Genomic DNA, 26,614 nt, shown 5'->3' on the forward strand with positions numbered 1-26,614 from the left:
CTTTGAAAAAAGAAACTGGGATTAGTCAGGTTTGAAAATTTTCCATAAGGGCATAGAGACCCGGTCGAGGAGCATATGCTGACATCCGCCTCTTGGATAGACTGAACGAAGGAATTTAGGACACAGATCCTGTGAGACATGGAAGGGTAAGTTACCAGAGTTATTGCGGACACCTATAGTAACCATATTTTAACAAAACGTGGATAGCTTTATTTAGGTGGTCAATATATGTCCATATATTTGAATTGCTTCAATGTATATCCAAGGAGTTCTTTTTAGTCATGATGATATTGTAAGAATGGGAGAGATATCAAGAGAAAATTAAAGTATAGAGAGGAAGGTAGATATCTAAGCCAGGAGACCTGCCAGGATTTTTTTAGGTAAATCTAGTGTTTATCTATAGAATGACTTTCGGAGGGAAGGTTGATTTTCTGATATTTTATAGAAATATTTCAGCGCACTCGGAAGAGTGTGCTTTTTGTGTTCAAATAAATTTTGGGAGGTAATTTTTATGGCAAAGATTATGATTCAAGGAACGGGATCTACTGTTGGCAAAAGTATATTAACAGCGGCACTTTGTAGAATTTTTAAGCAAGATGGATATTCAGTAGTTCCCTTTAAAGCACAAAATATGTCCTTAAACTCCTATATAACTTTAGATGGGAAAGAAATGGGTAGAGCACAAGTATTACAAGCGTATGCAGCAGGATTAGAACCAGAGGCATATATGAATCCTATATTATTAAAACCTACTGGTGATAAAAATAGTCAAGTTATTGTAAATGGTAAGGTGTACGGTAATTATACTGCTGTAGAATATCATGAACTTAAACCTGTTTTTAAAGATATGTTGAAAGAACAATTTGAAGAATTAGAGAATAAGTTTGATATTGTAGTCATTGAAGGAGCAGGAAGTCCAGCAGAAATAAATTTAAGAGAGAATGATATTGTTAATATGGGATTTGCAGAACTAGTAGATGCTCCAGTTTTATTAGCAGGAGATATTGATAAAGGAGGGGTTTTTGCATCCTTAGCAGGAACTATGATTCTTTTAAAGGAAAATGAAAGAAAAAGAGTTAAGGGAACTATTATTAATAAGTTTAGGGGAGATATTGAAATTCTAAAGCCGGGATTAGATATGATATATGATGTAATAAAGGTTCCGTGTGTGGGGGTTGTACCTTATTTTAATCTTCAATTAGAAGATGAGGATGGAGCTGTAACTTTTAATAAAGAAAAGAAAGCTCCTATAGATATAGCTGTTATAAAATTACCACATATTTCAAATTTTACAGATTTAGATTCTTTAGGAATTGAAGAAGATGTAAGCATAAGATATATTACAAGAGCTGAGGAATTTAAAAATCCAGATTTGCTAATTATCCCTGGAAGTAAAAATACCATTGAGGATTTATTAAGTATTAGAAATGAAGGTATTGAAGAAAAAATTATTAATTATTCAAAAGAAGGTAGGATTATAGGAATTTGCGGTGGATATCAAATGTTAGGTAATACTATTAAAGATCCATTACATACTGAAACTAAGTTAGATGAAATCCAAGGAATGAATTTATTAAATGTAGACACAATTATGCAAGCTGAAAAAGTTATGACCAGAACAAAAGCAGGGTTTTCATTGAATTTTAAAGAAATAATGAATATATCTGAAGAAGAAAAAAGTGTATATGGTTATGAAATTCACATGGGAGATACTTTTTATGGGGATAACACAAAATATTTATTAGATATTGTGGAAAAAAATTCGGAAGATTTTACTAGTAAAGATGGTGCCTTAAATGATAAAGGAAATATTATGGGGACATATTTACATGGTATTTTCGATAGTATTGATTTTAGAGAAACTATTTTAAATGAGATTAGAGTTGAAAAAGGCCTTCAGACTAAGAAATCTAAGACTTATGAAAGTTTAAGAGAAACAGAATTAGATAAATTAGCGGATTTAGTAAGAAAAAGCCTTGATATGAAGGAAATTTATAAAATAGTTTTTAATAGATGATAGGAGAATAATATGTTAGATTTAACAATTGCCGTTTTATTGGATTGGATAATAGGAGATCCACGTTGGTTTCCCCATCCCATAATATATATAGGAAAATTTATTGGGTATTTAGAAAAAATAGCTAGAAAAGAAGCAAAAAATAATGAAATATTAAGGATATTAGGATTATTAATAGTAGTAGTTGTTGCTGGAGCTAGTTTTTTTATACCTTATGCATTACTAAAAATAGCTAGTGTAAATAGTATAATACTGCACATAGTTAATATTATTATCTTATGGACAACTATCGCATCAAAAAGCTTACATACTGAGGCAGTGAAGGTGTACACTTCCTTAAAAAATAATGATTTAAAAGATGCTAGAGTTAAGTTGTCTTATATAGTGGGAAGAGATACAAAGGATTTAAGTGAAAATGAAGTTATAAGAGCAGATGTGGAAACAGTGGCTGAAAATACAGCAGATGGCGTAATAGCTCCTTTGTTTTATGCAGCTATAGGAGGAGCGCCTTTAGCTATGCTTTATAAGGCTATAAATACTATGGATTCTATGCTGGGTTATAAAAATGAGAAGTTCTTTTATATTGGATTTTTTCCTGCAAAAATAGATGATATATTTAATTTTATACCTGCAAGAATAACAGGCTTGTTAATAAGTTTTTCAGCACCTGTGGTAAAAGGGAATATCATAGAAAGTATAAAAATAATGATAAGAGATAGAAAAAATCATAAAAGTCCAAATTGTGCTTACCCAGAAGGAGCAGCAGCGGGGGCAATGAAAGTTCAACTTGGGGGAGTAAATACTTACTTTGGAGAAAAAGTTTATAAACCAACTATAGGTGACAATATAAAACCATTAAAAGCAGATAATATCTTTCAAACTATAAAGTTGATGTATTCTGCAGAGGTTTTATTTATGATAATAGTATTCATTGGCAACAGAATTTTGGCATAAAGGAAGAATAAATAAAAAGGTGGTAAAAGCTGTGCATGGTGGAGATATTTATACTGAAGGAATATTAAAGGGAAAAGCATTATTAGATTTTAGTTCAAACATAAATCCTTTGGGTGTTCCCGAAAGTTTTAGAGAAAATATTAATGAGGCTATTAACAATCTAGATAAATATCCTGATATTAAATATAGAAAAACTATTGAGTATTTGAAGGAGTATACAGGACAAAGCAATGCTTATTTTCTTCTTGGAAATGGAGCAGCAGAGCTATTAGATTTATCAATTTCTTTAACAAAGAAACTTTTATTAGTGGTTCCATCCTTTATTGAATATGAAGAAAGTGCAAAAAAATGGGGCTGTGAAATTGAGTATTCTTATTTATTACCAGACTTTACTATAGATTATAAAGATATAAAAAATAAATTAGGAAAATGTGATGGGCTTATTATTGCAAACCCTAATAATCCTAATGGGGCTTGCATTAATACAGAGGAATTTCTTGATATATTGGAGTTTGGGAAAAATAACAATAAAATAATAATAATAGACGAGGCTTTTATAGAGTTTTCAGGAATAAAAGAGTACTCTGTGGCAAAGTATATTAATGAATATCCATCTTTAATAATTATAAGAGCTTTGACAAAGTATTTTGCACTTCCTGGTATTAGATTTGGATATGCTTTTACTAGTAATAAATCAATTTATGAAAGAATAAAACAAATTCAACTTCCTTGGAATATAAATTGTTTTGCAGAAGTAGCGGTTAAACATGTATTATTTGATGAAGAGTATATAGAAAATTCTAATAAGTGGCTTAAAGAAGAAAAAAATTATATGATTAATGGATTGAAAGATTTAAGTGTTTTTAATAAGGTATACCCTACCAATGCAAATTATATTTTGTGTGAATTAAAAGAATTTAATTGTAATGAATTTTATGATTTATTATTTAAAGCAGGTATGTTATGTAGGAAATGCGATGATTACGTTGGGTTAAGTGATAAATTTATTAGACTTGCAATTAAGGATAGGACTTCTAATGAGGAACTTTTAAAGTGTCTTAGAAATGATAGAACGAGCAGATTTAGTAACAGAAATGAAAGAAATTAAACATTACTATAAAGCAGGAGTACAAGCGAGAGTTGGTATTGAAAAATAATAGGTATAGGGAGTAACTTTAGATAAAAATATATAAATAGAAAAGAATGCAGATGAAATTTATTTGCATTCTTTTTTTATAAAGATTAAAAATGCATCAAAGGGAGTAAAATTGTGAAAACAACATCCATAAACAAACTTATGAAAAATATGTTGACAAATATACAAACAAAAAGCTATTATGTTTATATAAAAACAAAATTCACAATGTAAATATAAAATCAAGTGAAGTTAAAATCATGCAAAGGGGAAATTAAAATGGAAAATATAGAGTTGTTTTGGAATTCTTCAATTGAAGATATGAAAAAAGGGTATATTTACAATGAAAAAAGTGAGGATTTTATTTGTCTTATTTGTGGGGAAAGTTTTAAAAAGGGATTAATTTATAAAGAAAAGGAATGTTTTTATGAAGCAGAAAAATTTACAAGAATGCATATTGAAAAAAAGCATGTTTCAGTGTTTCATTATCTAATTAATATGGATAAAAGATATACAGGGATATCAGAAATTCAAAAGGAAATATTATGTTTCTTAAAAGAAAATAAATCAGACAAAGAAATTGCTGAAGAAACAGGGGGAAGCCAATCTACTATAAGGAATCATAGATTTAAATTAAGGGAAAAAGAAAAGCAAGCTAAAACATATTTGGCTTTATTAGGTATAATTAATGAAGAAAAAATTGAAGATATAAAAATTAATAAGAAAGAACAACTTATCCCAATTCATATAGAAGCGGCTATGGTAGATGAAAGATATGCAATTACAGAAGAGGAAAAAGAAAAAGTGATTAAAACCTATTTTGATGAAGCAGGTGCATTAAAAGAAATACCATCTAAAGCTAAAAAGAAGATAGTTGTATTGCAGCATATAATGGAGAATTTTAAAAAAGATAAACAATACAAAGAAATTGAAGTAAATAGAATTCTTAAAAGAATAAATGAAGACCATGTGTCTTTGAGGCGTGCCCTTATTGAATATGGTTTTATGGATAGAAAAAGTGATTGTAGTTATTACTGGGTTAAGTAGGGGCAGGTTTCCATGCCTGCCCTCTTGTTTGTAAAGCAGCTAATTGTAAATAATTCAATAGTATAACAAATAAATTAATAATAGGTTTAATAATCTATGAAATTTGTATTTTATTTTACAGCCTTTAATTTAACAATATCCGACCAATTACTAGCAGTAATAAGCTCTACGTTACCCAAATCTTTTCTTATGGATTTAACGTCACCTTTGATTTCCGCAACTTCATGTTTTAAGTTCATTTGTTCAGCAGATATTACATCGGTTTTGTGCTCTAGGGCTCTAAGTAATTGAGTATGCTCATTTTGAGTTTCTTTTATTGAAGAAATATCAGATTTCATAGAGTCAACATCTGACTTAAGTGTTTTTAAAATATCTAAGATTTGTTTTTCCATTGTTTCACCACCTTAATATTTATTTTATTATAGCATATTTTAAGAATTAATAATATGTAAATTTTATACATATTATTGGTAATGCTAAAGTCTCACCATTTTAGACATAAATAATATATGTAAAAATATATTAATTATACAAAAGTGCGTTCGATAAAAAATAATTTTTAATGTAAAAACATTAATAAAAATAATGGGTTTTGGGCATAGTAATACATGGGTGATGCTTATGATTAAAAAAATATCAGTGGTAATAGTTTTACTTATCATGTTTCTACAACCAAAAGTTATTTCTGCTAAAGGATTTAAATATGTAGAGATTTTTGATCCAAAACAGGAAAAGGTAGTAAAGGTAGTTCAATTAAACTCTGAAATTAATGATATGGTTTCAAGTTGGGTAAAAAATGTTGATAGTTTGTATGGGATTGTAGATCCTATTACAGATGATGGATATGCCCTTAGAATACCTCTTGATCCACCTATTAATGTTGAGACTAAATGTTTGAAGGGACTTATAAATGAAGTATTTATACTAATACCTGAAAAACAACCTCCATTTTTTATGGTTTTTGAAAATGAGAGTAAGGTAAATTGTTTTTCATTTGATGGGAATATTGATGAATTATCAAAAGCTTTAGATTTTGAATTAAAATGATACTGCAAATAGATTATGTCTACTTGCAGTATTTTTTTATTCTATGGGAAAAAACTATTTTTACAAAATTTTAAGACATACTTTTGTATGCCTTGGAAAATAGATAAAGTAAGTGTAAAAATTAAAAATTTTCCATATAACTATACAGGGCTACTTTAACTTTAGTCATGTCTTCATTAGTAGGTAGTACTTTTAAGGTTTTATTTATAAAATCTCGATTTTTTATTAAGTCAATGCTTATCTTATAGTTTATATCAAAAATCCATGTTAGAGTTAATAGCCTCATATCATATCTTGTTCTAAGTAATTTTGAATTTGAATTTCTTGAGTTCAATATATCATCTATTATTATTGGAGAATAATGTTCAATATTTGGTAGATTGTGCTCGATAGCCGGATTTAAATCAAGATCAAGTTCTCCATAATAATCTGTTAAAACTTTGTATATATCGATTTTGTCAGCATCTCTTATTAATTTACAAAATAATATGTATTTACTTTCTTCATTAGAAGGAATCTTGAACATATTATGATATTGAACAGCTTTTAAAATTATTGTTTTCTCTTCCTTTGATAGCCTACTAAGAACTTCAGCAGATTCCAAAACTTTAATCCCAAGCTCTGCATGATTTTCAGATTGAGCGTCACTAAATGTTTTGTATTTTTCAAATTGATAAAATCTTCCAATATCATGAAAAATAGCTATAGTTTTTGCTAAAAGATCAGAATTTTCATCTAGTTGTAAATTTTTTGAGATAATAGATATGTTTTCTAACACTCTTAGAGTATGGTGTTTTTTTAACATTATATTTTTTTGAATAGTTTCATCATTTGAGCGAAATTTTTCTACATAACTTAGAAAAAAATCTTTAAAGTATAATAAATCTTCTTCTGTCACTTAAATCACCTCACAATTTCCAATTATACTATTAATTTGGGGAAATTTAAAGTGAAAACAAAACAAATTATTAACTTCTAATATTTAAATAATTGAATAATGTATTAGGTATGCAAAAACAAAATAATATTGAATACAAAAATAAAAAAAATTAAATAAAAAAATATTGATTTAATAAAAAAAATAGTATACAATGAATACATAAAGAACGATAAAATGAATGCATAAAAATCAAAGTAATACATGCGTAAAATAAAAATAAATGCATATATAAACCTTTTAATCCAAATAAAATATAAGAATGCGAAAGCATTAGGAGGAGTTAAAAATGAGAGTTGCAAAATTAACAAGTGCTAGAAAAATAGAGATGTTCGAAGAAGATATTCCAAAAATAAAAAATTCTGATGATGTATTAGTACAAGTAAAAGCAGTTGGAATATGCGGAACAGATTTACACATATTCCAAGGAGAAAGAGCAGATGTTCAATTGCCAAGAGTAATGGGACATGAATTATCAGGAATAGTTCAAGAAGTAGGAAGTAATGTAACAGGATTAAAAGTAGGAGACAGAGTTGCGTTGGATCCAGTTTTTGCTTGCAATGTATGCAATATTTGTGCTACAGGTCATGAAAATGTATGTGATAATGTTAAATGTTTTGGTGTTCAAATGGATGGAGGATTCCAAGATTATATAGTTGTTGGAGAAAAACACTTGTATGCCTTTGATCCTAGTATTACTTTTGAACAAGCTGCTTTAGCAGAGCCATTTTCAATAGCTGCTAATATACATTCTAGAACTATGACTACAGCAGAAGATAAAGTTGTTATCATGGGTAGCGGAACTATAGGTCTTGCACTTGTACAAGCTGCAAAAGGTATTGGTGCTAAGGTTTTAGTTTCTGATGTGGTTGATACAAAATTACAAAAAGCAAAAGATTGTGGTGCTGATGTAGTTGTAAATAGTAAAAATGAATCTTTAGCAGAAGCAGTACAAAAATTTTCACCGGGCGGAGCAAGTGTTATAATTGATGCTGTTGGAATAGCACCATTATTAGAACAATCAATTGAATTAGCAGCTCCAGTTGCTAGAGTTGCAGTTATAGGATTTGATGGAAAAGCTGCTCAAATTCCTCCTGTAAAAATTACAAAAAAAGAATTGACATTAGTAGGAGCAAGAATGAACTGTCATAAATTCCCAATGGTAATGGAATGGTTAAATGAAGGCAAAATAAATGCTGATTTAATGATCTCAAAACAGTATAGTGTTAATGATATCCAAAAAGCTTTTGAAGAAACGTTAGCTAATGGTGGAAATATAGTAAAAACTGTTATTACTTTTTAATTAAAAATTATAAATTATCTTTGATGATAAATAAGAAAGGTAGATAGATTTGTATATACAAGTCTATCTACTTTATTTTGATTTCAAGGGATTTTATTATAAGAGGAGACTTTTTAATTACTTTTATTTTATATCAAGTTACTGTTCTGACTACTTGATAATCCAAAGTAGCCAGAATATAATTAAATTATTACTATGAATTGTCAAATATGGCGGTGTTAATCATAGATGAAGCACAATTATTAAAAGACATATTATAAAAAGGTGAATTTTTAATGTATGAAGAATAATAAAAATATAAGTTCAATGTTTTCTATAGCTTTTACTTTGTTATTCACTATGTTTTTATTTTTAACTTACTTATTATTTTATAGTTTTGTAGAAAATAAATAACAGATATAAAGAACTATTTATTACATAAGGGCTTTTGCTTTGGTTATATTAGTGATGGGGTTGATTTATGTGATAAAAAAAATATTTTTATCAGTAAAAAGCATGGATAATTTTTGTAAAACTTACAAGGAAACTATTGACTATCTAGTGTGTCTATTATATAATCACAGTAGGCAAGGAGGAAAATATATGAATATTTTAATATCTACCCTTTCTCAAACACCTATTTATGAACAAATACAAAATCAAATAAAAGAAATGGTGCTTAGTGGGAAATTGAAAGAGCAAGAACAATTACCATCTATAAGACTTATGGCAAAGGATTTAAAGGTGGGGATTATAACTGTGAAGAGAGCCTATAAAGAACTAGAAAATGAAGGTATTATTGTTAATTTACAAGGTAGAGGATGCTTTGTAGCCAAGTTAGATAAAGATAAAATAAAAAACGTTCATCTTGAAATGTTAAAAGAAAGACTTATAGAAATAAAAGAATTTACTGATAAAACTGGCATAGAAGAGAAAGAACTATTACAAGTTTTAAAACAAATATATGGGGGGAACAATCATGGGGAATAAAGCATTAGAAATTACTAATTTAAGTGCAAAAGTAGGGAGTTTTTCTTTAAGGGATATTAATTTTTCAATAGAGAAAGGCACTATAATGGGGCTAATAGGGAAAAATGCAGCAGGTAAGACTACTTTAATAAAAACTATTTTCGATAGGATTGATAGAAAAAGCGGAGAAGTTCTTTTTGATGGAATACCATTGAGAGGTAATGAGAAAATAGTTAAATCAAAAATAGGAATTGTTTATGATAAATTGATGTATCCATTAAATGCAAAGCCAATCAAAATGAAAAGTATTATAGCACCTTTTTATGAAAATTACGATCATAAGAAATTTGATATACTTATGAGAAAATTTGATTTAGATCCATATAAGAAACTTTCTGCTTATTCAAAGGGAATGCAGATGAAGTTTAATATTGTAATGGCGGTATGTCATGATCCAGAGTTAATAATACTTGATGAGCCTACTGCAGGACTTGATCCTGTTGCAAGAGCTGATGTGATGGAACTTCTTTTAGAACTTATGCAAAAGGAAGAAAGAGCAGTGTTATTCTCTACTCATATAACAAGTGATTTAGAGAAAATTGGGGATTACATAACTTCTATTGATAATGGAAGAATAATTTTTTCGGAAGAAAAAGAAGAGTTGATAAGTAAATTTTCAGTTGTTAATGTTGATAAAGAAGCAATGACAAATGAGATTAAAGAAAAGATTTTAGGAGCAAAAGAAACTACTTTTGGGTATCAAGGCTTATGCCTTTCAGAACATAAATTAGAAAATATTTCAGGAATTAAAACTGCAAGACCTACTATAGAAGATATTATGATTTATAGGGGAGGAAGAGATGTTAAATAGGTTTTGGGATTTTCAAAAGTTATTAGTTAACTTAGCAGATTTTGATGGAGAACGAAAGAGTGGTCTTTTAAAATCATTTTTTACAGGTATGAGTGCATTTTTTTTATCAGCTATTTTAGGATATGGGCCTGTAACATTTCTACCATTAATGGTAGGTTTACTAATGATTAGACATATAGTACACGCAGAAAGCGAACTTTTAGATACGCTTCCTGTAGCAAAAATTTATACTATAGTAAATATGTATTTGTTTATGATTTTGGCTATATTATTTGGACATTTTATTTTTATGATTATATTTCCTATTTTAGATATTCCTAATTTAAAGGTAATTGTGTCTTTAATATATGGATGGAAAGTGGCGTTGCTATTATTTTTAACTTGTATAGTTATAATGAGTATTTTCATACCAATATTTTTTATTAAGAAAAAAATTATAAGATGGCCTCTTTGTTTTATATCTTATTTAGGGATTCTTATTTACTTGGTATCATATAAGCAAAGAACATTTCCAATTCTACTTGAAACAAGATATGGTTATATTGATTATATGAAAATACTTGTGGATATGAACAATTTAAATAATATTTTATTTTATTTGCTTGCTTTAGCTGTAATTGGGTTGCCAGTTTCTATTGGGATATCTTATAGATTGTATAGGGGGAAGCGGTGTTGATTTTAATGAGAAAAATTATTGCATATCAAAAACTAATGCTAAAGACGGCAAATATGAATAATGTTGAAGATTTAAATAATAAAAAGCTTACAATTCAATTAATCTTTGGGATTTTCATTTTGGTTTTTATGAATACTACTATATTTGGAAAAAATTTACCAACTTTACATACTTACTTTTTTATTGCTTTACCAGTAATGTGTTTGTGGCAAATTAATAGTATTTTTCACTATAAAGAAAGATTATTTGAGTTTGTTCCTGTTAGTAGAAAATTTACATTATTAAATACCTTTATATTTACACATGTCTTTGTGGTAATTACGTGTGTAGCAATAGCTTGTGTGTTGCTTGGCATGGGAGGGCTTATTACTTTACTTGTTTTTCTATTATTTTCTGATAATTTTGAAGAAGTTCCTATAGAAACTTTGACAAATATAGTAATAGATACAACTAAATCAAATATATTAATGCTAATGGTTATAATAATTATTTTGTTTGTTGGAACAGCAATTATATTTATTAAGAGAAAAAGATTGAGGAACATATGTTACTTAATTAGTGCAACTATAGGATATGGGCTTTTATACATATTAAAATTGAATTTACCTATATCACCTAATACAGGAGAAGTAGATTTTATGGAGAGTTTTTCAGTAATGGCAGAGGCTAATGCTATTCTTGCTTTGGTAGCTGGCGTAGGGGTAGTTTTATGTATTGGTTCTGTTCTATTTGGGAACAAGATGTATGAGTAATGAAAGGGATGAGGAGCTAATTATGATAAAAAAAATTTTTGAATATCAAAGATTATTATTAAATTCGTTATCAATGAATAGAGTTGAAAATTATAATCCATTTAAGTTCTTTGTGGGTACAGTTATATTCTTTATTATGATTTATATGAATATAATTATATTTGGAGGGAATGCTGAACCTACAATTAGCTTTCTGAAGCCTACATCACTATTTATTATTTTACCTGTAGTTAGTGTTTGGCAAATTAATATGATTTTTTATGATAAAGAAAGATTATTTGAACTCGCTCCTGTTAATAGAAAATTCACAGTGCTAAATGTTTTTTTATTTGCTAGTCTGTTAGTATTAACTATATACGTAATCTTTATTGCCTTTGGATATATAGTGATTGGAATTATTATTGGGATTGTTTATTTATTTTTTCCAGAGAATGTTGATTTTAATTTTGCAGAAGAAGTTATAGTTAATCAGGTAATAAATACAGTAAAAGCAGATATATTAATGTTTATTTTGTTATTGATAATCCTCTTTGTTGGAACAGCTATAGTTTTTATAAATGATAAAAAAATAAGGATGTTATCTTATTTATGTGGGTCAATAATTAGCTATGGATTTTTAGTAGTATTAAAATTTAAAATGCCAATATTATTAAATACGGGAAAGGTAGTGTTTATGGAGAGTTTTTCTATAATGCCACAGGCTAATATTATTCTTGTTATTAGTGCTATTATTGGGATTATATTGTGTGTATCTTCAGTTGTTTTTGCAAATAAAATGTACACATAAATCTGTAGGGGCAGGCTTCCACGCCTGCCCGATTGCATATTCCTAACTTATATATGCTCAGTATATAAATTCATAATATAGCAAGGTAATAAGTATGATTTCATAGAAAAATTTATAGGATAAGATGTGGAATCTTAGTAGGATAAGTAATGTAATACTGATACGGGGCGGCGTGGAAACCGCCCCCTACGGATCATCGATAAAATATTTGTCTTCTTGCCATTTTAACGGATTTGTTTCTATGTATTCATAAATTTCTTCATATTCCTGATCATTTCTAATAATATGTTCATAATAATTTCGTTGCCATAAAATTAAATCTTCTCTTTTATTAAAAGCATTATACATTCTATTTGTATAAGACTTTAATTGCCCAACAACCCTTTGTAGGGGCAGGTTTCCACGCCTGCCCGTTGCTGCATCAAGATTTCCATTATCCTTACAATATCTATCTAAATTACTACTCTCTTTCGATTCTATTTCTCCTAATATTACAATAAAATGAATATGATTTGGCATGATAACAAACTTATCAAACTTTACATTAATATAATTAGTATCAATATATTCTATAGTTTTTAAGATTTCTTTGCCTATTATAGTTAATTCTATTTTGGGCTCAGTATTAAAAGGGGTATGGGCGGCGTGGAAACCGCCCCCTACTATGCTGGATAATAAATGTTGCTTTTTATGTGTGCATATAGTTATAAAATAGTAACCTGCCTGCGAATAATCATAATGTTTTAATCTAATATTTTTTCTCTGTGGTAATGGATTCATAAAAATCACCTTCCTTAAATAATTCAAAAATACTAAGAGATAAATAATTATTCAGCGTCCGTAGGGGCAGGTTTCCACGCCTGCCCATTTGTGCATCAAAATTCACATGTATATCATGTTCTTTACTTTCAACCTGACATAGCCAAGAATATGGAGCACCATATACCAATATAATAGTTTAGTTAATATAATTTAATAGAAATAAAGTAATATGTTTGATTAATGTAATTTAGTATAAAACAAATGATGCAATAAAAGTGGTTGATGTAATTCAATAAAAATCAAATGCAGGGGCGGCGTGGAAACCGCCCCCTACGAATGTGATTAAATCAGATTATATTTTCTGAATTATAGACATTAAAAGAACATAATAAACAGAATGGTGTAAAATAATACTTATTATTCCAATTATTTATTTCTACTACTTGACAATCCAAAGTAGCAAGAATATAATTAAATTACTACTATGGATTGTCAAGTAGGGAGGTGTTAATCATAGAAGGCGCACAATTATTAAAAGGAATATTAGAAGGAAACGTGCTAAGTATCATTTCACGTGGAGAAACTTATGGATATGAAATACTACTTGTCTTAGAAAAATATGGATTCAATGATATTTATGAAGGAACACTGTATCCTATATTAACTAGGATGGAAAATAAGGGAATTGTAAGTTGTCGTAAAGCGAAATCACCATTAGGACCTAAACGAAAATACTACTCTATAACAAAACTTGGTGAGGAATATTATGAAGATTTTAAGAAGGCATTTAAAGAAATAACATCAAATACAAATGCCATACTTAATGCAGAAGAATTATAGGGGGTATGTACAATGGGGAATGATAAATTTAAGGTAGAAGAAGTGGAGAACTACAAAAAATACAAAGAGCAATTACAAAACGAGTATTTAGAAACCTTTGTAAAAATAGAACTATATATTAATGGGTCGACAAAACTTAATGAGAAAAGAAAGAATGATTGTTTTTTGCAAATTCTTGATACATTTTTATCAGCGCAGGAAGAAGCAAACTCCGTAAAGAGCATTACAGGAAGAGATTTAAGAAAGTATTGTGATAGCATGATATATGGAGAAGCTATTTATTTACATAAAGCAACTAAAATTTTTGATGCTTTTCTACAAGGCTTATATTGGGTTGTATTTTTTCACTTTTGGTTTCTTCTCTGGTATGCTATAAAATTAAAAGATAGTAGTATTATATTTCAACCAATGAATTTAGGTTTAGATGAAATATTTATAATCTTTTTCAATATTTATTTTATCCCTAAGATTCTTTTTATTGTAACTAAAAATTATTTCGAAGATCCAATTAAGTGTAAAAGAATAAAGAGGTATACAACTCTAGTTTTATGGATTTTATCAGGTGGTATTTATGCTTTTATAAAAGATGAATTCACCAAATATGGAATACTAGTCTCTTTTTCAAAACTTATATTAATTCTAGTATATTTATTGATAATAGGTATATCAGTATTAGCATTGAAAGATATATTTATGAATGAATCCAGAAGAGATGAACTGGAAAGTAAATATTTTTGGATATTAAAGAGAGATTATGAAAAACATAAAGTGAAATGTGGTAAGCATAATAAAGATTCTTTGGATTGGGATAAATTTTTGAAGAAAAAAGTTAAATATAATTATATATTTATAATATTATGGTTAATATATGGAATATTGTTTTTGGTATTTACAATTCTTATTTCGGTAGGAATGTTTGTTAAGGGAAATATTGATGTTGTAGGAATTCTTATGTTACTCTTTGTTATGTTTATAGTTTTGGTCATGATTTCTTGTGTAAAGGAAGGAATTAATAGGAACAAGCAATTAACTAAGATGTCTTAGGAAGAAATATTTTTACAATGGAATTTGGTTTGAATAAAGTTGATTATAAAATTAAAAGAGACAGCTTTTACCAAGCGTGCCTCTTTACGTACTTTATGATTAATATATTTAATATAAATTATTTAATGCTATATATCTCTTTTAGACTAAAAATAATAAATATAGTGGCTATAGCGAAACCAAATGAGCTAAGTAGAATTAGAATAGCTTTTAAATTATATAGCCAGTAAATAAAAAAACAAATACTTGTTAAAAACGTACAAACAGATTCAACTATTTTAATTGAAAACAAGAATTTTTTTTTGTTTTTCATTTTATGATCCTCCATAGACAAACCATACGTAAACTTAATTTATATACTAAAAACTAGACGTATCAACTAGTTTTATAAATCTCAACGCTTCTAGGCGTTTTGGCCACGTATAAATTTATAGTTGAAGTGGGTTGTCTCCAGTATAAAGAAATAGTTTAAGTGCTTGTTCAAAGTATATATTGGGAAAATAGATTAATTAATTTATTTAAGCACACCTAAAATGAGTACAACAAGTCCTAGAAAAGTAATGATGATTCTTTGAAAAATGATATAAGTATTCTTATTTAATTTAGCAAGATTATTAAATTTTTTATTCATGTCACCAAATAAGTGCATTTTTTCTTCAGGTAAGAAGATAGCTGAGATTATTAAAGCAAGTCCAAGTAGTATTGTTAATATTTTTACTAATATATCTAACAATTTTGCAACCCCCTAAAATAGTGAATTTATTTTTAATAGTTATATTCAGTTTTTTATTTATGATTTATAAAAAAAAACCTACACTTTGTAGGTCTTAATAAATAAAAATGAAATTTTGTATAGTAAAAAACTAATTATATTATAGCGTAGTGCTTACTATGTATGCGCCTAAAGCTATATTACCAATAGACAAAACTAAACCTATTATACTTAAAATAATTCCAGCTTTTGAGAATCCGCCTTTTTCAGACTTTGATTTTTTTACTGATACAATTATTCCGGCTATTGATACAGGAACACCTATTATTGGGATTAACCAAAATATGGCGCTTAAAATTCCTAAAACCAAAGGTGATTTTGAATTTTTTACTTGTACAACTGTTTCTTCCATAATATAAACCTCCTTACGTTTTCGACATAAAACTATAGAAATAAATCCAATAATGTAAAAAAATATATTACAGTAATAAGTATAATAATATCAAAATGGTAAGGGAATGTCAATATTGAGTATTTTTGTTTGAGATAGAAAACTCTACTGGTAGAATAAATACATAAAAATGAATAATTATAAATAAAAAACTACATTTTTTCTTAGCTTTATGATATTATATAGGGATACTATTGTGAAACTTAATTTTAGAATCAACAAATTTAGATAAAATGAATATCATATAGAAATAGGGGGCGCTATAAATGAAACTATTCGGAACATCAAAAGTGGTAGATAATAAATTGCAAATTGGAGGAATAGACTCCAGTGAATTAATCAATAAATTTGGTTCACCTTTATATGTAATGGATGAGGAACTAATAAGAGATAACTGCAGAAGATACATAAAAGCTTTTGCTAAAAATGGAAATAGAGTAGCTTATGCAGGAAAAGCTTTTATAAATTTATATATGTGTAAATTGATTAAAGAAGAGGGACTTTGTTTAGATGTGGTTTCAGGGGGAGAATTATTTACTGCTTATAAAAGTGGATTTCCTTTAGAAAATGTTTATTTACATGGGAATAATAAAACTCCAGAAGAAATAAGCATGGCGATAGAATTAGGTGTAGGTAGATTTGTTACAGATAATTTTTATGAAATTGAAAAAATAAATGAAATTGCTGAAGAATTAGGAAAAACTCAAAAAATTCTTTTAAGAGTTACCCCTGGTATTGAAGCTCATACACATGATTATATAAAAACAGGGCAAGTAGATTCTAAATTTGGGTTTACTTTACTAGAAGATGAAGTTTTCAGAGCTGTAGAAAAATGTAATCAACTTGATAATCTTGAACTAGTAGGATTCCATTGTCATATTGGTTCTCAAATTTTTGATATAGAACCTTTTGAAGATGAAGTTGAAATTATGATTAATCTAATGAAAGAAATTGAGAATAGATTTAATATAACCTTAAAAGAATTAGACCTAGGTGGTGGCTTTGGAATCTACTATACAGAAGAGGATGAGCCTAGAGAAGCAGAAGAATTTTGTGAGCGAATTCTTCAAAAAGCAGCTGAAGTTTGTGAAGATAGCAAATTTTCAATGCCTATACTTACTATTGAACCAGGGAGAAGTATAGTTGCAAATGCAGGTACAACACTATATACTGTAGGATCTATAAAAGAAGTTCCAGGCATTAGGAAATATGTTGGGGTAGATGGTGGAATGTCAGATAATATTAGAACAGCACTTTATCAAGCAAAATATGAATGTGCTGTGGCAAATAGAATGGAATCTGATAACAAAGAAAAAGTAACTATAGCTGGTAAATGTTGCGAATCAGGAGATATATTAATAACTGATGCTATAATACCACCAGTGAAAAGTGGAGATATCCTTGCTACTTTTACAACAGGAGCTTACGGATATTCCATGTCAAATAACTATAATAGAATTCCTAAACCAGCAGTAGTTATGGTAAAAGATAAAGAAGCAAAAATAATAGTAAAAAAAGAGAGTTTTGAAGACTTAATTAGAAATGATCTTTAGATTTAAAAAATCACACACCGATTTCGGTGTGTTTTTTTGTTTAATTCTATTTTTTTTGGGGAATAATATTTTAGGTAAACCATAGTTGAGTATTAATAAAGGAGTGACGTTGAATGTATTATTTACTTACAGCAATTTTTCTAGTATTGCTTGGGGGCATTACATATTTATATTATTCAAAAAAATCTATAAATGAGGAAAATATTTTAGAAGATATTCCTTCCATAGATGTAAGAAATGAAGATTTAGAAAGACATGCCTTGGAAATATCAAAAGATTACTCAGAAACTAAAATAACAAACTCAAGAAGAAAAATAATCAAAAGCCTTGATTTAAGCTATAAAAAGATTTTAGATGGATATGAATTTATTGATAGAGATGTAAGGAATAAAAAAGAAGTGGTATCTGCCGGAGAGTGGTTGTTAGATAATCTATATTTAATTGAGAAAGAATATAAACATATCAAACAAAGTATGCCAGAAAATTATTACAATAACTTGCCGGTTATTAGTAAAGGAGTAATGAAAGGCTATCCTAGGATTTATCACATTGCAGTTGAAATGGTGGCTCATACCGATGGCAAAATTGATGAAACATCAATTTTGAGATTTATAGAGGCTTACCAAAGTAATACTGTTCTCACTAGTGGAGAATTATGGGCTCTTCCAATAATGCTAAGAATTGCTTTGATTCAAAATATTAGCAAAATAACTGACAAAATCATTAAAGCCCAAAAGGAAAAAGCTAGAGCTGATGCGGTGGCAGATGAATTAATTAATTCTATAGAAACTGGAGATTTGAATGAAAAAATTAAAAATCTATCAGCAAAAGATATTCCTTTTTCTTCTCACTTTTGTGAACGATTATTAAAGGTTTTAAGAGATAATGGAGTAGATAATGTTGAAATTTATCAATGGATTGATGAGGAATTAGAGCTTAAAGAAACTAATTCTGAAAGAATGATTAACTTAGAACATCAAAAGCAAGCAAATTCACAATTATCTATGGGTAATTGCGTAGATTCAGTGCGACAGGTGGAAGGATTAAACTGGAGAGATGGATTTGAAGAAGTGAGCTATGTAGAAAAAATCTTAAGAAAAGATCCCTCAAATATTTATTCCAAGATGGATTTTGAATCAAGAGATTATTATAGACACAATGTAGAGAACTTAGCAAAAAAAATAAATAAACCTGAGTCCTTTGTAGCAAAAAAAGCTATTGATTGTGCAGAATCTTATGAAGGAGATGAGAATAATAATTACAAGAAACATGTAGGATATTATTTAGTTGATGAAGGTTTAGAAGAACTTAATTATAAAATAAAAAATAATTCTAAAAGTAAGAACAATAGTTTCTTTAGAAAAAACAAAAAAAATATGTATTTAGCCATAGTTATTTTAGGTACATTGATGGTAATGAGCTTTTTTCTTTATATTAGCTATATTAATGATACTAAAAGAGAGCTCTGGAGGTATGTTATTGCAGTTTTAGCTCTTTTAATACCCTGTAGTGAAATAGTTATTTCTATTTTGAATTGGAGTATTAATCATCTTATGGTACCTGATTTTATACCTAAATTGGAGTTGAAGGAGGGTATAGATGAAGAAAATAAAACTATTGTTGTGATACCAACTATTGTAAATACAGAAGAAAGAGTTGAAGAACTTATTTCTAATATGGAAGTATATTATTTGGCTAATTCTGAAAAAAATCTCTATTTTGCTTTGTTGGCAGATTTCAAAGATAGTGAAAATAAAGAGGAAAAAAGTGATAAACAATTAATAAAAACTGCTTTAGAGGCGGTTAAAAATTTGAATAAAAAATATGGTAGCTCTGATAAAGAAATATTTTATTTTTTAAGTAGATATAGAAAATATAATGATAATGAAAAAATATGGATGGGATGGGAAAGAAAAAGAGGAAAGCTTGAGGAATTTAATAAACTTATAAGAGGAGCTAAAGATACTAGTTATGATATTATAAGCGGAAATATCAATAGTCTAATAGGGTCAACTTATGTAATAACTTTAGACTCAGATACCCAACTACCAAGAGATACTGCTAAAAAATTAGTGGGTGCTATGAGCCATATTTTAAATGTACCTCATTTGGAAAATAAAAGAAAAAAAGTTATCCGTGGATATGGATTGATGCAGCCAAAAATAAGTATAAGTACTGTAAGTGCTAACAAAACTCTTTTTTCCAAAATATTTTCTGGGGAAACAGGAATTGATACTTATACTACTGCGGTTTCTGATGTGTATCAAGATGTATTTAAGGAAGGAATATTTACTGGAAAAGGTATTTATCATGTAGATACTTTTATTCATATGATGAGTGGAGAAATACCAGAAAATTCTATCTTGAGCCATGATTTATTAGAAGGAGCTTACGTAAGAGCCGCGCTTGTCACTGATTTAGAATTAGTTGATGGATACCCTTCTAATTACAATGGAAGTTCCAAAAGATTACATCGATGGGTTAGAGGAGATTGGCAACTAATTCCTTGGCTCTCAAACAAAGATTCAATAAATAGTGTATCTAAGTGGAAAATAATTGATAATTTAAGAAGGAGTTTAGTAGCGCCATCTATAATACTATTATTTGCACTTTCTTATCAAGTGTTGCCAGATGGTACTGATAAATGGATAGTAGCTGCCATTGTAGCTATTGTAATCCCTTTACTATTTGATGTTACAGAAGTTATTGTTTCCCCTATGAGAGGAATGAATTTATCAGGAAAATTGGATGGATGGAAAAGTGTAATTGAACAAATTTTCCTCATATTTTGCTTTATACCACATAAAGCATATTTAATGACGGATGCTATAGTCAGGACAATTTATAGATTAAGTATAAGCAAGAAACATATGTTAGAATGGCAAACAGCAGCTGATGCTGATAAAGAGGCTAAAGATGAAATTGGATATTACGTTAGAGAAATGTATTGGGCATCTATCATTGCTTTAGTTATTGGGGTGCTAGCTTTTGTACACTCTACAAGCAGTGGATTTTTAATGTTACCTTCTTGTATTATTTGGTTTTTTAGCCCTTATGTGGCTTATATTATAAGCAAAGATATTGAAAAAGCTCATTACAACATAAGTGATATAGAAAAAACATATATAAAAAAATTAGCAAGAGAAACATGGGCATATTTTGAGGATTTTCAAAATGATGAAAATAATTGGTTAGCCCCAGATAATTATCAAGTAGAACCCCATAATGGAGTAGCCCATAGAACGTCGCCCACAAATATGGCTATGGGTATTATTTCAAATATAGCAGCTTATGATTTGGGTTATATAGGAATAATGCAATGCGTTGATAGAATAGATAAAACAGTTGTGAATATGGAAACATTAAAAAGATATAAAGGACATTTTTATAACTGGTATGACACAAAAACAAAAGAGATATTAAGACCAGAATATATTTCCACAGTTGATAGTGGTAATTTAGTAGGATATTTATGGGTTACATCTACTTCATTGGAAGAATACCTTAATAAGCCTATCATAAATAATAATTTTGGGGAGGGTTTAAAGGTTGTTTTATCTTTAGCCAATAAAGAAATAGAAGAAAGATTAAATCAGAAAAATTATTATGGACAGATTTTACAAGAGATTGACAATATTGATGTGGATATTTTAAATTACAAAAGGATTTTATTAGATTTGTGGGATAAATGCATTAAAGTTTCTAAAAATAGTGTCGAACAATTGTACTGGAATGAAAAAGTAAAGGATACATTAAGCTTATTTTTAGTTGAAATGCAAAGAATTTTTCCTTGGGCAGATCTTTTAATAGAAAGAACTAATAAGTTAGAGGAAGTTTCTGAAAAATTGAAAGAAGTATTTTTAACAGTTAAGCTTGTGGATCTTTCAGCAGAACTAGATAGCATTATTAAAGATGTTAACAAAATAAGTTTTAAGGATAAAGATCAAAAATATTTATCTAAAGAATTACTTCAATTAATGAAAAATAGTAAAAATGAAATTAATAACTTTGTGCTTAATATTCAAAATGTGAAAAAAAGAATCAACAATATTGCTACGGCTACAGATTTTAAAGTTTTATATGATGAGAAAAGACAACTTTTCTCTATAGGATATGATGTAGAGAAGGATTCTATAGGCAGAAGTTATTATGACCTTTTGGCATCTGAGGCAAGGCAAGCAAGTTTTGTGGCTATAGCAAAAGGAGATGTGGATCAAAAACATTGGTTTAAACTAGGTCGTTCAATGGCTATTATGGGAAGAAGTAAAGGATTAGTATCCTGGAGTGGAACAATGTTTGAATATTTTATGCCTCTTCTTATAATGAAACCATATCCAAGAACACTATTGTATGAAACTTATAAATCAGTGTTGGAAGGACAAAAAAGGTATTGTAAAACAAGAAGAGTTCCATGGGGAATATCTGAATCAGCTTTTAGAAGTTTTGATGTAGGTCTTAATTATCAATATAAAGCTTTTGGAATTCCAGGTATAGGGTTGAAAAGAGGTTTGATGAATGAACTTGTAATTTCACCTTATTCAACTGTAATGGCATTGCAAATAGATAAAAAAGGGGCTTTAAACAATATACAAAAAATTATTGCAGAGGGTGGAGCAGGAAGATATGGATTATATGAAGCTATAGATTATACAAAAGATAGAATGCCAAAAGGAAAGAAAAAAGCTGTAGTAAAATGTTTTATGGTGCATCATCAAGGAATGAGTTTATTAGCTTTGGATAATACCATAAATAATAATATTCTACAAAACAGATTCCATTCTGTTCCTATGGTAAAAGCTACAGAATTATTATTACAAGAAAAAGTTCCAAAGAGAATAGTTTATGAAAGAGAACAAAAATTTGAAGTAAATGACTCTATTGCTGAAAAACAAAATGTAATTGTTAGAAGATATGAGGAAGCTGTATCAGATACACCTGAAACTCAATTATTATCTAATGGGTCCTATGCTTTAATGATTACTAATAGTGGTAGTGGATATAGCAAATTAAATGATATGACAGTTTATAGATGGCATGAAGATGTTACTTTGGATAATACAGGTATGTTTTTTTATGTTAAGGATGTAAGTAGTAGCGATTTTTATTCAGTAACCTATGAACCTTGTAAAATTATGGCGGATAAATACAATGTAGTTTTTTCACTAGATAAAGCAGAGTTTACAAGAGTGGATGGGGATGTTACAACAAAAACAGAAATTGCAGTTTCAAATGAAGATAATGCAGAGGTAAGAAAAATCTCTATAACAAATCATGGAAATAAGGATAAAATTATTGAGGTTACTAGTTATTGTGAAGTTACTTTAGCTCCTGCTAACTCTGATTTAGTTCACCCTGCTTTTAGTAACTTGTTTATTAGAACAGAATATAATAATGATCATAATTGTATTATTGCAAATAGAAGGCCTAGAGAAAATAAATCTAGAAAACCTTGGGTTATGCAAAATGTGGTTGTAGAAGGAAATTCTATTGGTCAGATTCAGTATGAAACTAGCAGAGCTAACTTTATAGGAAGAGGGGGGGATTTGAAAAATCCTTCCGCTATGGAAGGAGATACGCCACTAAGAAATACAGTAGGGGCTGTATTAGACCCTATAATTAGTATTAGAAAAAGAGTTAAAATTGCCCCAGGAGAATGTTGCAAAGTTTCATTTTCATTAGCTGTTGCAGAATCAAGAAAGGGAATTTTAGAACTCTCTAGAAAATATAAAGAACAAGCAAGTATAGATAGAGTGTTTGAATTAGCATGGACTCAAAGTCAGGTTGAGATGAGTTATTTAGGAATAAAATATCCTCAAGCAAATTTATATCAAAGTATGGCTTCCAAAATTCTATTTATAAATAAAGCTTTTCAAGATAAAAGTGATTTGATTAAAAATGTAAAAAGAAATCAACCTTCACTTTGGCAATATGGAATTTCGGGTGATGTTCCAATTGTTACTGTAATTGTAAATGAAGAAAAGGATAAAGATTTAGTTCGTCAAATGTTAAATGCACATGAATTTTGGAGTATAAAAGGGCTAAAAGTGGATTTAGTTTTACTTAACTTACAAAACGTGGCTTATTTCCAACCATTGCAAGATAGTTTAAGAGATTTAATATCTACAAGTCATGCAAGAGATAAAGTAAACAAATCAGGTGGAGTATTTTTAAAAAACAAATCATCCATGGACAATGAAGATGTAAACTTGATTTTAGCCATATCTAGATTAATTGTGGATGGACAAAATAGTTTTGCTTTATCAAAAACAAAAGAGTTAGAAGAAACCAATAAAGCAAAACTAGAAATAACAAAAGCAGTTTGTTATTCAGGAGAATTTAAATTCCCTACTAATAAATTGAAATTTTTCAATGAGTTTGGAGGGTTTGATTTAGAAAAAGATCAGTATGTTATTAAATTAAAAAATGATATTAATACACCAGCTCCTTGGATTAATGTTGTTGCAAACAAGGACTTTGGCTTCCATGTTTCAGAAAGTGGTAATTCCTATACTTGGTGTGGAAATAGCAGGGAAAATAAAATTACAGCTTGGTCTAATGACTGGATAAAGGATACACCAACAGAAGCCATGTTTATAAGAGATGAAGAAATGGGTGTTTATTGGAGTCTTTCACCTAAGCCAGTTCGGGATGAGAGAGAGTATATTATTGAGCATGGGTTTGGATATTCAAACTTTAAACATGAGGCATATGGAATAATAGGAGAAATGAAAATGTTTGTTCCTTTAAACCATAAACTTAAAATATGTTTGGTTAATCTAAAAAATAATACTTCTGAAAAACGTAAGCTTTCTTTAAGTTATTATGCTCACATTGTGTTAGGAGTAGTTCCACAGCACACATCAACTCATGTAGCAACTTATTTAAATAAAGATAAAAAATATATTTATGCCCAAAATCCATACAATACGAATTTCGGTAAAATATTATCCTATTTAAGTATTGTAGGAGGAGAAAATGAGAGTTTTACAGGAGACAGAACTGAATTTATTGGTAGAAATAAATCTATAGAAAATCCAGAATTTATGGAATATACAAATTTATCAGATAAGGTTGGCGGGGGGCTTGACCCTTGTGTAGCAGAAAATACAAAGTTTTCTTTGGAGGCTAATGAAGAAAAGAATATTTTAATCTTATTTGGTGCAGAAGAAAGTGTAGAGGATATAGAAAAAACTATAAATGAGTTCAGTAATTTAGATAGAGTTTATAAAGAAATTGATAATGTAAAGGAAAATTGGGATGAATTATTAAAAACTATTGAAGTTAAAACACCAGATGACACTATGGATATAATGCTAAATGGATGGTTCTTATACCAAACAATAGCTTGTAGATTATGGTCAAGAACAGCATTTTATCAATCAGGAGGAGCTTATGGATTTAGGGACCAACTTCAAGATGTAATGTCTTTAAGTTATATAAAACCAGAAGTTACTAGAAAACAGATAATCTACGCGGCAACAAGGCAATATACAGATGGAGATGTTCAACATTGGTGGCATCCAATTGTAGAAAGTGGTATTAGAACTAGATTCTCAGATGATTTGTTATGGCTACCATATGTAACTATTGATTATATAAATAATACTGGAGATTACTCTGTATTAGATGAAATAGCTGGATACATGGAGGATGAGCCGCTAAAAGAGGATGAAGATGAAAGATATACAATTTCAAAAGTTTCAGATCAAACAGGAACAGTGTATGAGCATTGTATTAAAGCTATCGAAAGAGCTTTGAAATTTGGGGAGCATAATATTCCTCTTATGGGTTGTGGAGATTGGAACGATGGTATGAATACAATTGGGAACAAAGGAAAAGGAGAAAGTGTGTGGGTAGGATGGTTCCTATATGATATTCTTAATGATTTCAAGAATATTTCTAAATTTAAAGAAGATGAATATAGAGCAGGAAGATATGAAGAAATGCAAGAGTTCATAAAAGAAAATTTAGAAAAATATGCTTGGGATGGTAGTTGGTATAGAAGAGCATACTTTGATGATGGAACTCCTTTAGGCTCTATAGAAAATGAAGAATGTCAAATTGACTCTTTATCACAATCTTGGTCGGTAATTTCAGGTGCTGCTCGCCAGGAAAGAGCAAAAGAAGCAATGCATGCTTTAGAAAAGTATTTAGTTAAGTATGATAAAGGAATGGTACTACTATTAACACCAGCTTTTGATAAAACAAAACTTGAACCAGGATATATAAAGGGATATGTACCAGGTGTTAGGGAAAATGGAGGCCAGTATACACATGCAGCTACTTGGGTAGTGCTTGCTTTGACTAAACTTGGGGATGGAGATAAAGCTTGCAAGATTTTTAATATGATAAATCCAATTAATCACACAAAATCTTATTATGAATGTGAAAGATATAAGGTTGAGCCTTATGTAATGGCTGCGGATGTATATGAAAGAGAACCTCATACAGGACGTGGAGGATGGACTTGGTATACTGGTGCTGCTGGCTGGATGTACCGTGTAGGCATTGATGGAATACTTGGCTTAAAACTAAAGGGAGATAAAGGATTTTCTTTAGAACCCGTAGTACCAAAAGAATGGAATGGATTCCAAATAAAATATAAACACAATAAAGCAACATATATTATTGATGCTAAGAAAGGAGAAAAAAGTAAAATCACAATGGATGGAAAGCTTATACAAGATTCTATAATACCTTATGTAGATAAAGGAGAACATCATATAGAAGTTATATATGAAACATCCAAAATTAGAAATGAAATGGTATGTCAATAAA

Annotated in this window: 20 protein-coding genes and 2 pseudogenes; 16 read left to right on the forward strand and 6 right to left on the reverse strand. The window is 28.9% G+C overall.

Annotated features, from left to right (window positions below; all coding sequences use genetic code 11):
- Positions 1 to 511 precede the first annotated feature (511 nt).
- The 5 genes and pseudogenes from BUB83_RS09260 to BUB83_RS09280 all read left to right on the forward strand — a co-directional run bounded on the left by BUB83_RS09260 (position 512) and on the right by BUB83_RS09280 (position 5,153).
- The gene (locus BUB83_RS09260) at positions 512 to 2,017 is read left to right on the forward strand and encodes a cobyric acid synthase (RefSeq protein ID WP_073338187.1); all 1,506 of its coding nucleotides are present in this window, start codon (positions 512 to 514) and stop codon (positions 2,015 to 2,017) included.
- Positions 2,018 to 2,029: 12 nt separating this feature from the next.
- The gene (gene cbiB / locus BUB83_RS09265; RefSeq protein WP_073338188.1) at positions 2,030 to 2,971 is read left to right on the forward strand and encodes an adenosylcobinamide-phosphate synthase CbiB; all 942 of its coding nucleotides are present in this window, start codon (positions 2,030 to 2,032) and stop codon (positions 2,969 to 2,971) included.
- A gap of 31 nt (positions 2,972 to 3,002) precedes the next feature.
- Positions 3,003 to 4,010, forward strand: a pseudogene (locus BUB83_RS09270) (pyridoxal phosphate-dependent aminotransferase); the annotation flags it as partial.
- 22 nt (positions 4,011 to 4,032) lie between these two features.
- Positions 4,033 to 4,128 (forward strand): annotated as a pseudogene (locus BUB83_RS09275) (cob(I)yrinic acid a,c-diamide adenosyltransferase); the annotation flags it as partial.
- Between the two features lie 257 nt (positions 4,129 to 4,385).
- The gene (locus BUB83_RS09280) at positions 4,386 to 5,153 is read left to right on the forward strand and encodes a DUF2087 domain-containing protein (protein ID WP_073338189.1); all 768 of its coding nucleotides are present in this window, start codon (positions 4,386 to 4,388) and stop codon (positions 5,151 to 5,153) included.
- 110 nt (positions 5,154 to 5,263) lie between these two features.
- Here BUB83_RS09280 and BUB83_RS09285 read toward each other — a convergent pair whose 3' ends face one another.
- On the reverse strand, positions 5,264 to 5,545 hold the full coding sequence (locus BUB83_RS09285) for a hypothetical protein (protein ID WP_073338190.1): 282 nt from the start codon (positions 5,543 to 5,545) through the stop codon (positions 5,264 to 5,266).
- Positions 5,546 to 5,774: 229 nt separating this feature from the next.
- Here BUB83_RS09285 and BUB83_RS09290 point away from each other — a divergent pair, with 229 nt between their 5' ends.
- Positions 5,775 to 6,200 carry a hypothetical protein gene (locus BUB83_RS09290; RefSeq protein WP_073338191.1) on the forward strand — a complete coding sequence of 142 codons (426 nt, stop codon included), beginning with the start codon at positions 5,775 to 5,777 and terminating at the stop codon, positions 6,198 to 6,200.
- 121 nt (positions 6,201 to 6,321) lie between these two features.
- Here the strand turns inward: BUB83_RS09290 and BUB83_RS09295 are convergent, their stop codons facing one another.
- Positions 6,322 to 7,098 carry an HD domain-containing protein gene (locus tag BUB83_RS09295; RefSeq protein WP_073338192.1) on the reverse strand — a complete coding sequence of 259 codons (777 nt, stop codon included), beginning with the start codon at positions 7,096 to 7,098 and terminating at the stop codon, positions 6,322 to 6,324.
- Positions 7,099 to 7,426: 328 nt separating this feature from the next.
- On the opposite strand from BUB83_RS09295, the gene BUB83_RS09300 reads away from it, so the two are divergent.
- The 6 genes from BUB83_RS09300 (at position 7,427) to BUB83_RS09325 (ending at position 12,474) form a co-directional block, all read left to right on the forward strand.
- Positions 7,427 to 8,440 (forward strand): alcohol dehydrogenase catalytic domain-containing protein, encoded by a 1,014-nt coding sequence (locus tag BUB83_RS09300; protein WP_073338193.1) that lies wholly within the window; start codon positions 7,427 to 7,429, stop codon positions 8,438 to 8,440.
- A gap of 582 nt (positions 8,441 to 9,022) precedes the next feature.
- Complete coding sequence (locus tag BUB83_RS09305) at positions 9,023 to 9,409, forward strand: GntR family transcriptional regulator (protein WP_073338194.1); 387 nt, start codon at positions 9,023 to 9,025, stop codon at positions 9,407 to 9,409.
- The gene (locus BUB83_RS09310) at positions 9,399 to 10,259 is read left to right on the forward strand and encodes an ABC transporter ATP-binding protein (protein ID WP_073338195.1); all 861 of its coding nucleotides are present in this window, start codon (positions 9,399 to 9,401) and stop codon (positions 10,257 to 10,259) included. The genes BUB83_RS09305 and BUB83_RS09310 overlap by 11 nt, the downstream gene beginning before the upstream one ends.
- Entirely contained in the window at positions 10,249 to 10,935 is a 687-nt protein-coding gene (locus BUB83_RS09315; RefSeq protein WP_073338196.1) for a hypothetical protein, read from the forward strand. The genes BUB83_RS09310 and BUB83_RS09315 overlap by 11 nt, the downstream gene beginning before the upstream one ends.
- Positions 10,936 to 10,940: 5 nt before the next feature.
- Positions 10,941 to 11,687, forward strand: coding sequence for a hypothetical protein (locus BUB83_RS09320; RefSeq protein ID WP_207649333.1), 747 nt, complete (start codon positions 10,941 to 10,943; stop codon positions 11,685 to 11,687).
- 22 nt (positions 11,688 to 11,709) lie between these two features.
- Positions 11,710 to 12,474, forward strand: coding sequence for a hypothetical protein (locus tag BUB83_RS09325; protein ID WP_143160511.1), 765 nt, complete (start codon positions 11,710 to 11,712; stop codon positions 12,472 to 12,474).
- A 186-nt stretch (positions 12,475 to 12,660) separates the two neighbouring features.
- Here BUB83_RS09325 and BUB83_RS09330 read toward each other — a convergent pair whose 3' ends face one another.
- A complete protein-coding gene (locus tag BUB83_RS09330; RefSeq protein ID WP_073338199.1) occupies positions 12,661 to 13,254 on the reverse strand; it encodes a transposase in 594 nt (197 codons plus the stop codon).
- A gap of 486 nt (positions 13,255 to 13,740) precedes the next feature.
- On the opposite strand from BUB83_RS09330, the gene BUB83_RS09335 reads away from it, so the two are divergent.
- Together BUB83_RS09335 and BUB83_RS09340 are read left to right on the forward strand one after the other, a co-directional pair.
- Positions 13,741 to 14,076: a PadR family transcriptional regulator gene (locus tag BUB83_RS09335; RefSeq protein WP_242950659.1), complete on the forward strand. Its 336-nt coding sequence runs from the start codon at positions 13,741 to 13,743 to the stop codon at positions 14,074 to 14,076.
- A gap of 12 nt (positions 14,077 to 14,088) precedes the next feature.
- Complete coding sequence (locus BUB83_RS09340; RefSeq protein WP_073338200.1) at positions 14,089 to 15,120, forward strand: DUF1048 domain-containing protein; 1,032 nt, start codon at positions 14,089 to 14,091, stop codon at positions 15,118 to 15,120.
- A 118-nt stretch (positions 15,121 to 15,238) separates the two neighbouring features.
- On the opposite strand, the gene BUB83_RS22310 is transcribed toward BUB83_RS09340, so the two are convergent.
- From BUB83_RS22310 to BUB83_RS09355, 3 genes are all read right to left on the reverse strand, one after another.
- Complete coding sequence (locus BUB83_RS22310) at positions 15,239 to 15,433, reverse strand: hypothetical protein (RefSeq protein WP_073338201.1); 195 nt, start codon at positions 15,431 to 15,433, stop codon at positions 15,239 to 15,241.
- A gap of 201 nt (positions 15,434 to 15,634) precedes the next feature.
- Positions 15,635 to 15,853 carry a hypothetical protein gene (locus BUB83_RS09350; RefSeq protein WP_073338202.1) on the reverse strand — a complete coding sequence of 73 codons (219 nt, stop codon included), beginning with the start codon at positions 15,851 to 15,853 and terminating at the stop codon, positions 15,635 to 15,637.
- A 139-nt stretch (positions 15,854 to 15,992) separates the two neighbouring features.
- Positions 15,993 to 16,244: a hypothetical protein gene (locus tag BUB83_RS09355; RefSeq protein WP_073338203.1), complete on the reverse strand. Its 252-nt coding sequence runs from the start codon at positions 16,242 to 16,244 to the stop codon at positions 15,993 to 15,995.
- 305 nt (positions 16,245 to 16,549) lie between these two features.
- Between BUB83_RS09355 and lysA the strand changes: the two genes are divergently transcribed.
- Positions 16,550 to 17,836: a diaminopimelate decarboxylase gene (gene lysA, locus BUB83_RS09360; protein ID WP_073338204.1), complete on the forward strand. Its 1,287-nt coding sequence runs from the start codon at positions 16,550 to 16,552 to the stop codon at positions 17,834 to 17,836.
- A gap of 113 nt (positions 17,837 to 17,949) precedes the next feature.
- Positions 17,950 to 26,613 carry a glycoside hydrolase family 94 protein gene (locus BUB83_RS09365; RefSeq protein ID WP_073338205.1) on the forward strand — a complete coding sequence of 2,888 codons (8,664 nt, stop codon included), beginning with the start codon at positions 17,950 to 17,952 and terminating at the stop codon, positions 26,611 to 26,613.
- The last annotated feature ends 1 nt before the right edge of the window (position 26,614 follow it).

Source organism: Clostridium grantii DSM 8605 (genome assembly GCF_900129965.1).
GTDB classification, from domain to species: Bacteria; Bacillota; Clostridia; order Clostridiales; family Clostridiaceae; genus Clostridium_AF; species Clostridium_AF grantii.

Excerpts from the sequence above, each read along its gene's own strand:
- BUB83_RS09285 (WP_073338190.1), bottom strand. The coding sequence starts at position 5,545 with ATGGAAAAACAAATCTTAGATATTTTAAAAACACTTAAGTCAGATGTT.
- BUB83_RS22310 (WP_073338201.1), bottom strand. The coding sequence starts at position 15,433 with ATGAAAAACAAAAAAAAATTCTTGTTTTCAATTAAAATAGTTGAATCT.
- BUB83_RS09260 (WP_073338187.1), top strand. The coding sequence starts at position 512 with ATGGCAAAGATTATGATTCAAGGAACGGGATCTACTGTTGGCAAAAGT.
- BUB83_RS09290 (WP_073338191.1), top strand. The coding sequence starts at position 5,775 with ATGATTAAAAAAATATCAGTGGTAATAGTTTTACTTATCATGTTTCTA.
- BUB83_RS09365 (WP_073338205.1), top strand. The coding sequence starts at position 17,950 with ATGTATTATTTACTTACAGCAATTTTTCTAGTATTGCTTGGGGGCATT.
- BUB83_RS09310 (WP_073338195.1), top strand. The coding sequence starts at position 9,399 with ATGGGGAATAAAGCATTAGAAATTACTAATTTAAGTGCAAAAGTAGGG.
- BUB83_RS09280 (WP_073338189.1), top strand. The coding sequence starts at position 4,386 with ATGGAAAATATAGAGTTGTTTTGGAATTCTTCAATTGAAGATATGAAA.
- lysA (WP_073338204.1), top strand. The coding sequence starts at position 16,550 with ATGAAACTATTCGGAACATCAAAAGTGGTAGATAATAAATTGCAAATT.
- BUB83_RS09355 (WP_073338203.1), bottom strand. The coding sequence starts at position 16,244 with ATGGAAGAAACAGTTGTACAAGTAAAAAATTCAAAATCACCTTTGGTT.
- BUB83_RS09315 (WP_073338196.1), top strand. The coding sequence starts at position 10,249 with ATGTTAAATAGGTTTTGGGATTTTCAAAAGTTATTAGTTAACTTAGCA.
- BUB83_RS09325 (WP_143160511.1), top strand. The coding sequence starts at position 11,710 with ATGATAAAAAAAATTTTTGAATATCAAAGATTATTATTAAATTCGTTA.
- BUB83_RS09300 (WP_073338193.1), top strand. The coding sequence starts at position 7,427 with ATGAGAGTTGCAAAATTAACAAGTGCTAGAAAAATAGAGATGTTCGAA.
- BUB83_RS09340 (WP_073338200.1), top strand. The coding sequence starts at position 14,089 with ATGGGGAATGATAAATTTAAGGTAGAAGAAGTGGAGAACTACAAAAAA.
- BUB83_RS09330 (WP_073338199.1), bottom strand. The coding sequence starts at position 13,254 with ATGAATCCATTACCACAGAGAAAAAATATTAGATTAAAACATTATGAT.
- BUB83_RS09305 (WP_073338194.1), top strand. The coding sequence starts at position 9,023 with ATGAATATTTTAATATCTACCCTTTCTCAAACACCTATTTATGAACAA.
- BUB83_RS09320 (WP_207649333.1), top strand. The coding sequence starts at position 10,941 with ATGAGAAAAATTATTGCATATCAAAAACTAATGCTAAAGACGGCAAAT.
- cbiB (WP_073338188.1), top strand. The coding sequence starts at position 2,030 with ATGTTAGATTTAACAATTGCCGTTTTATTGGATTGGATAATAGGAGAT.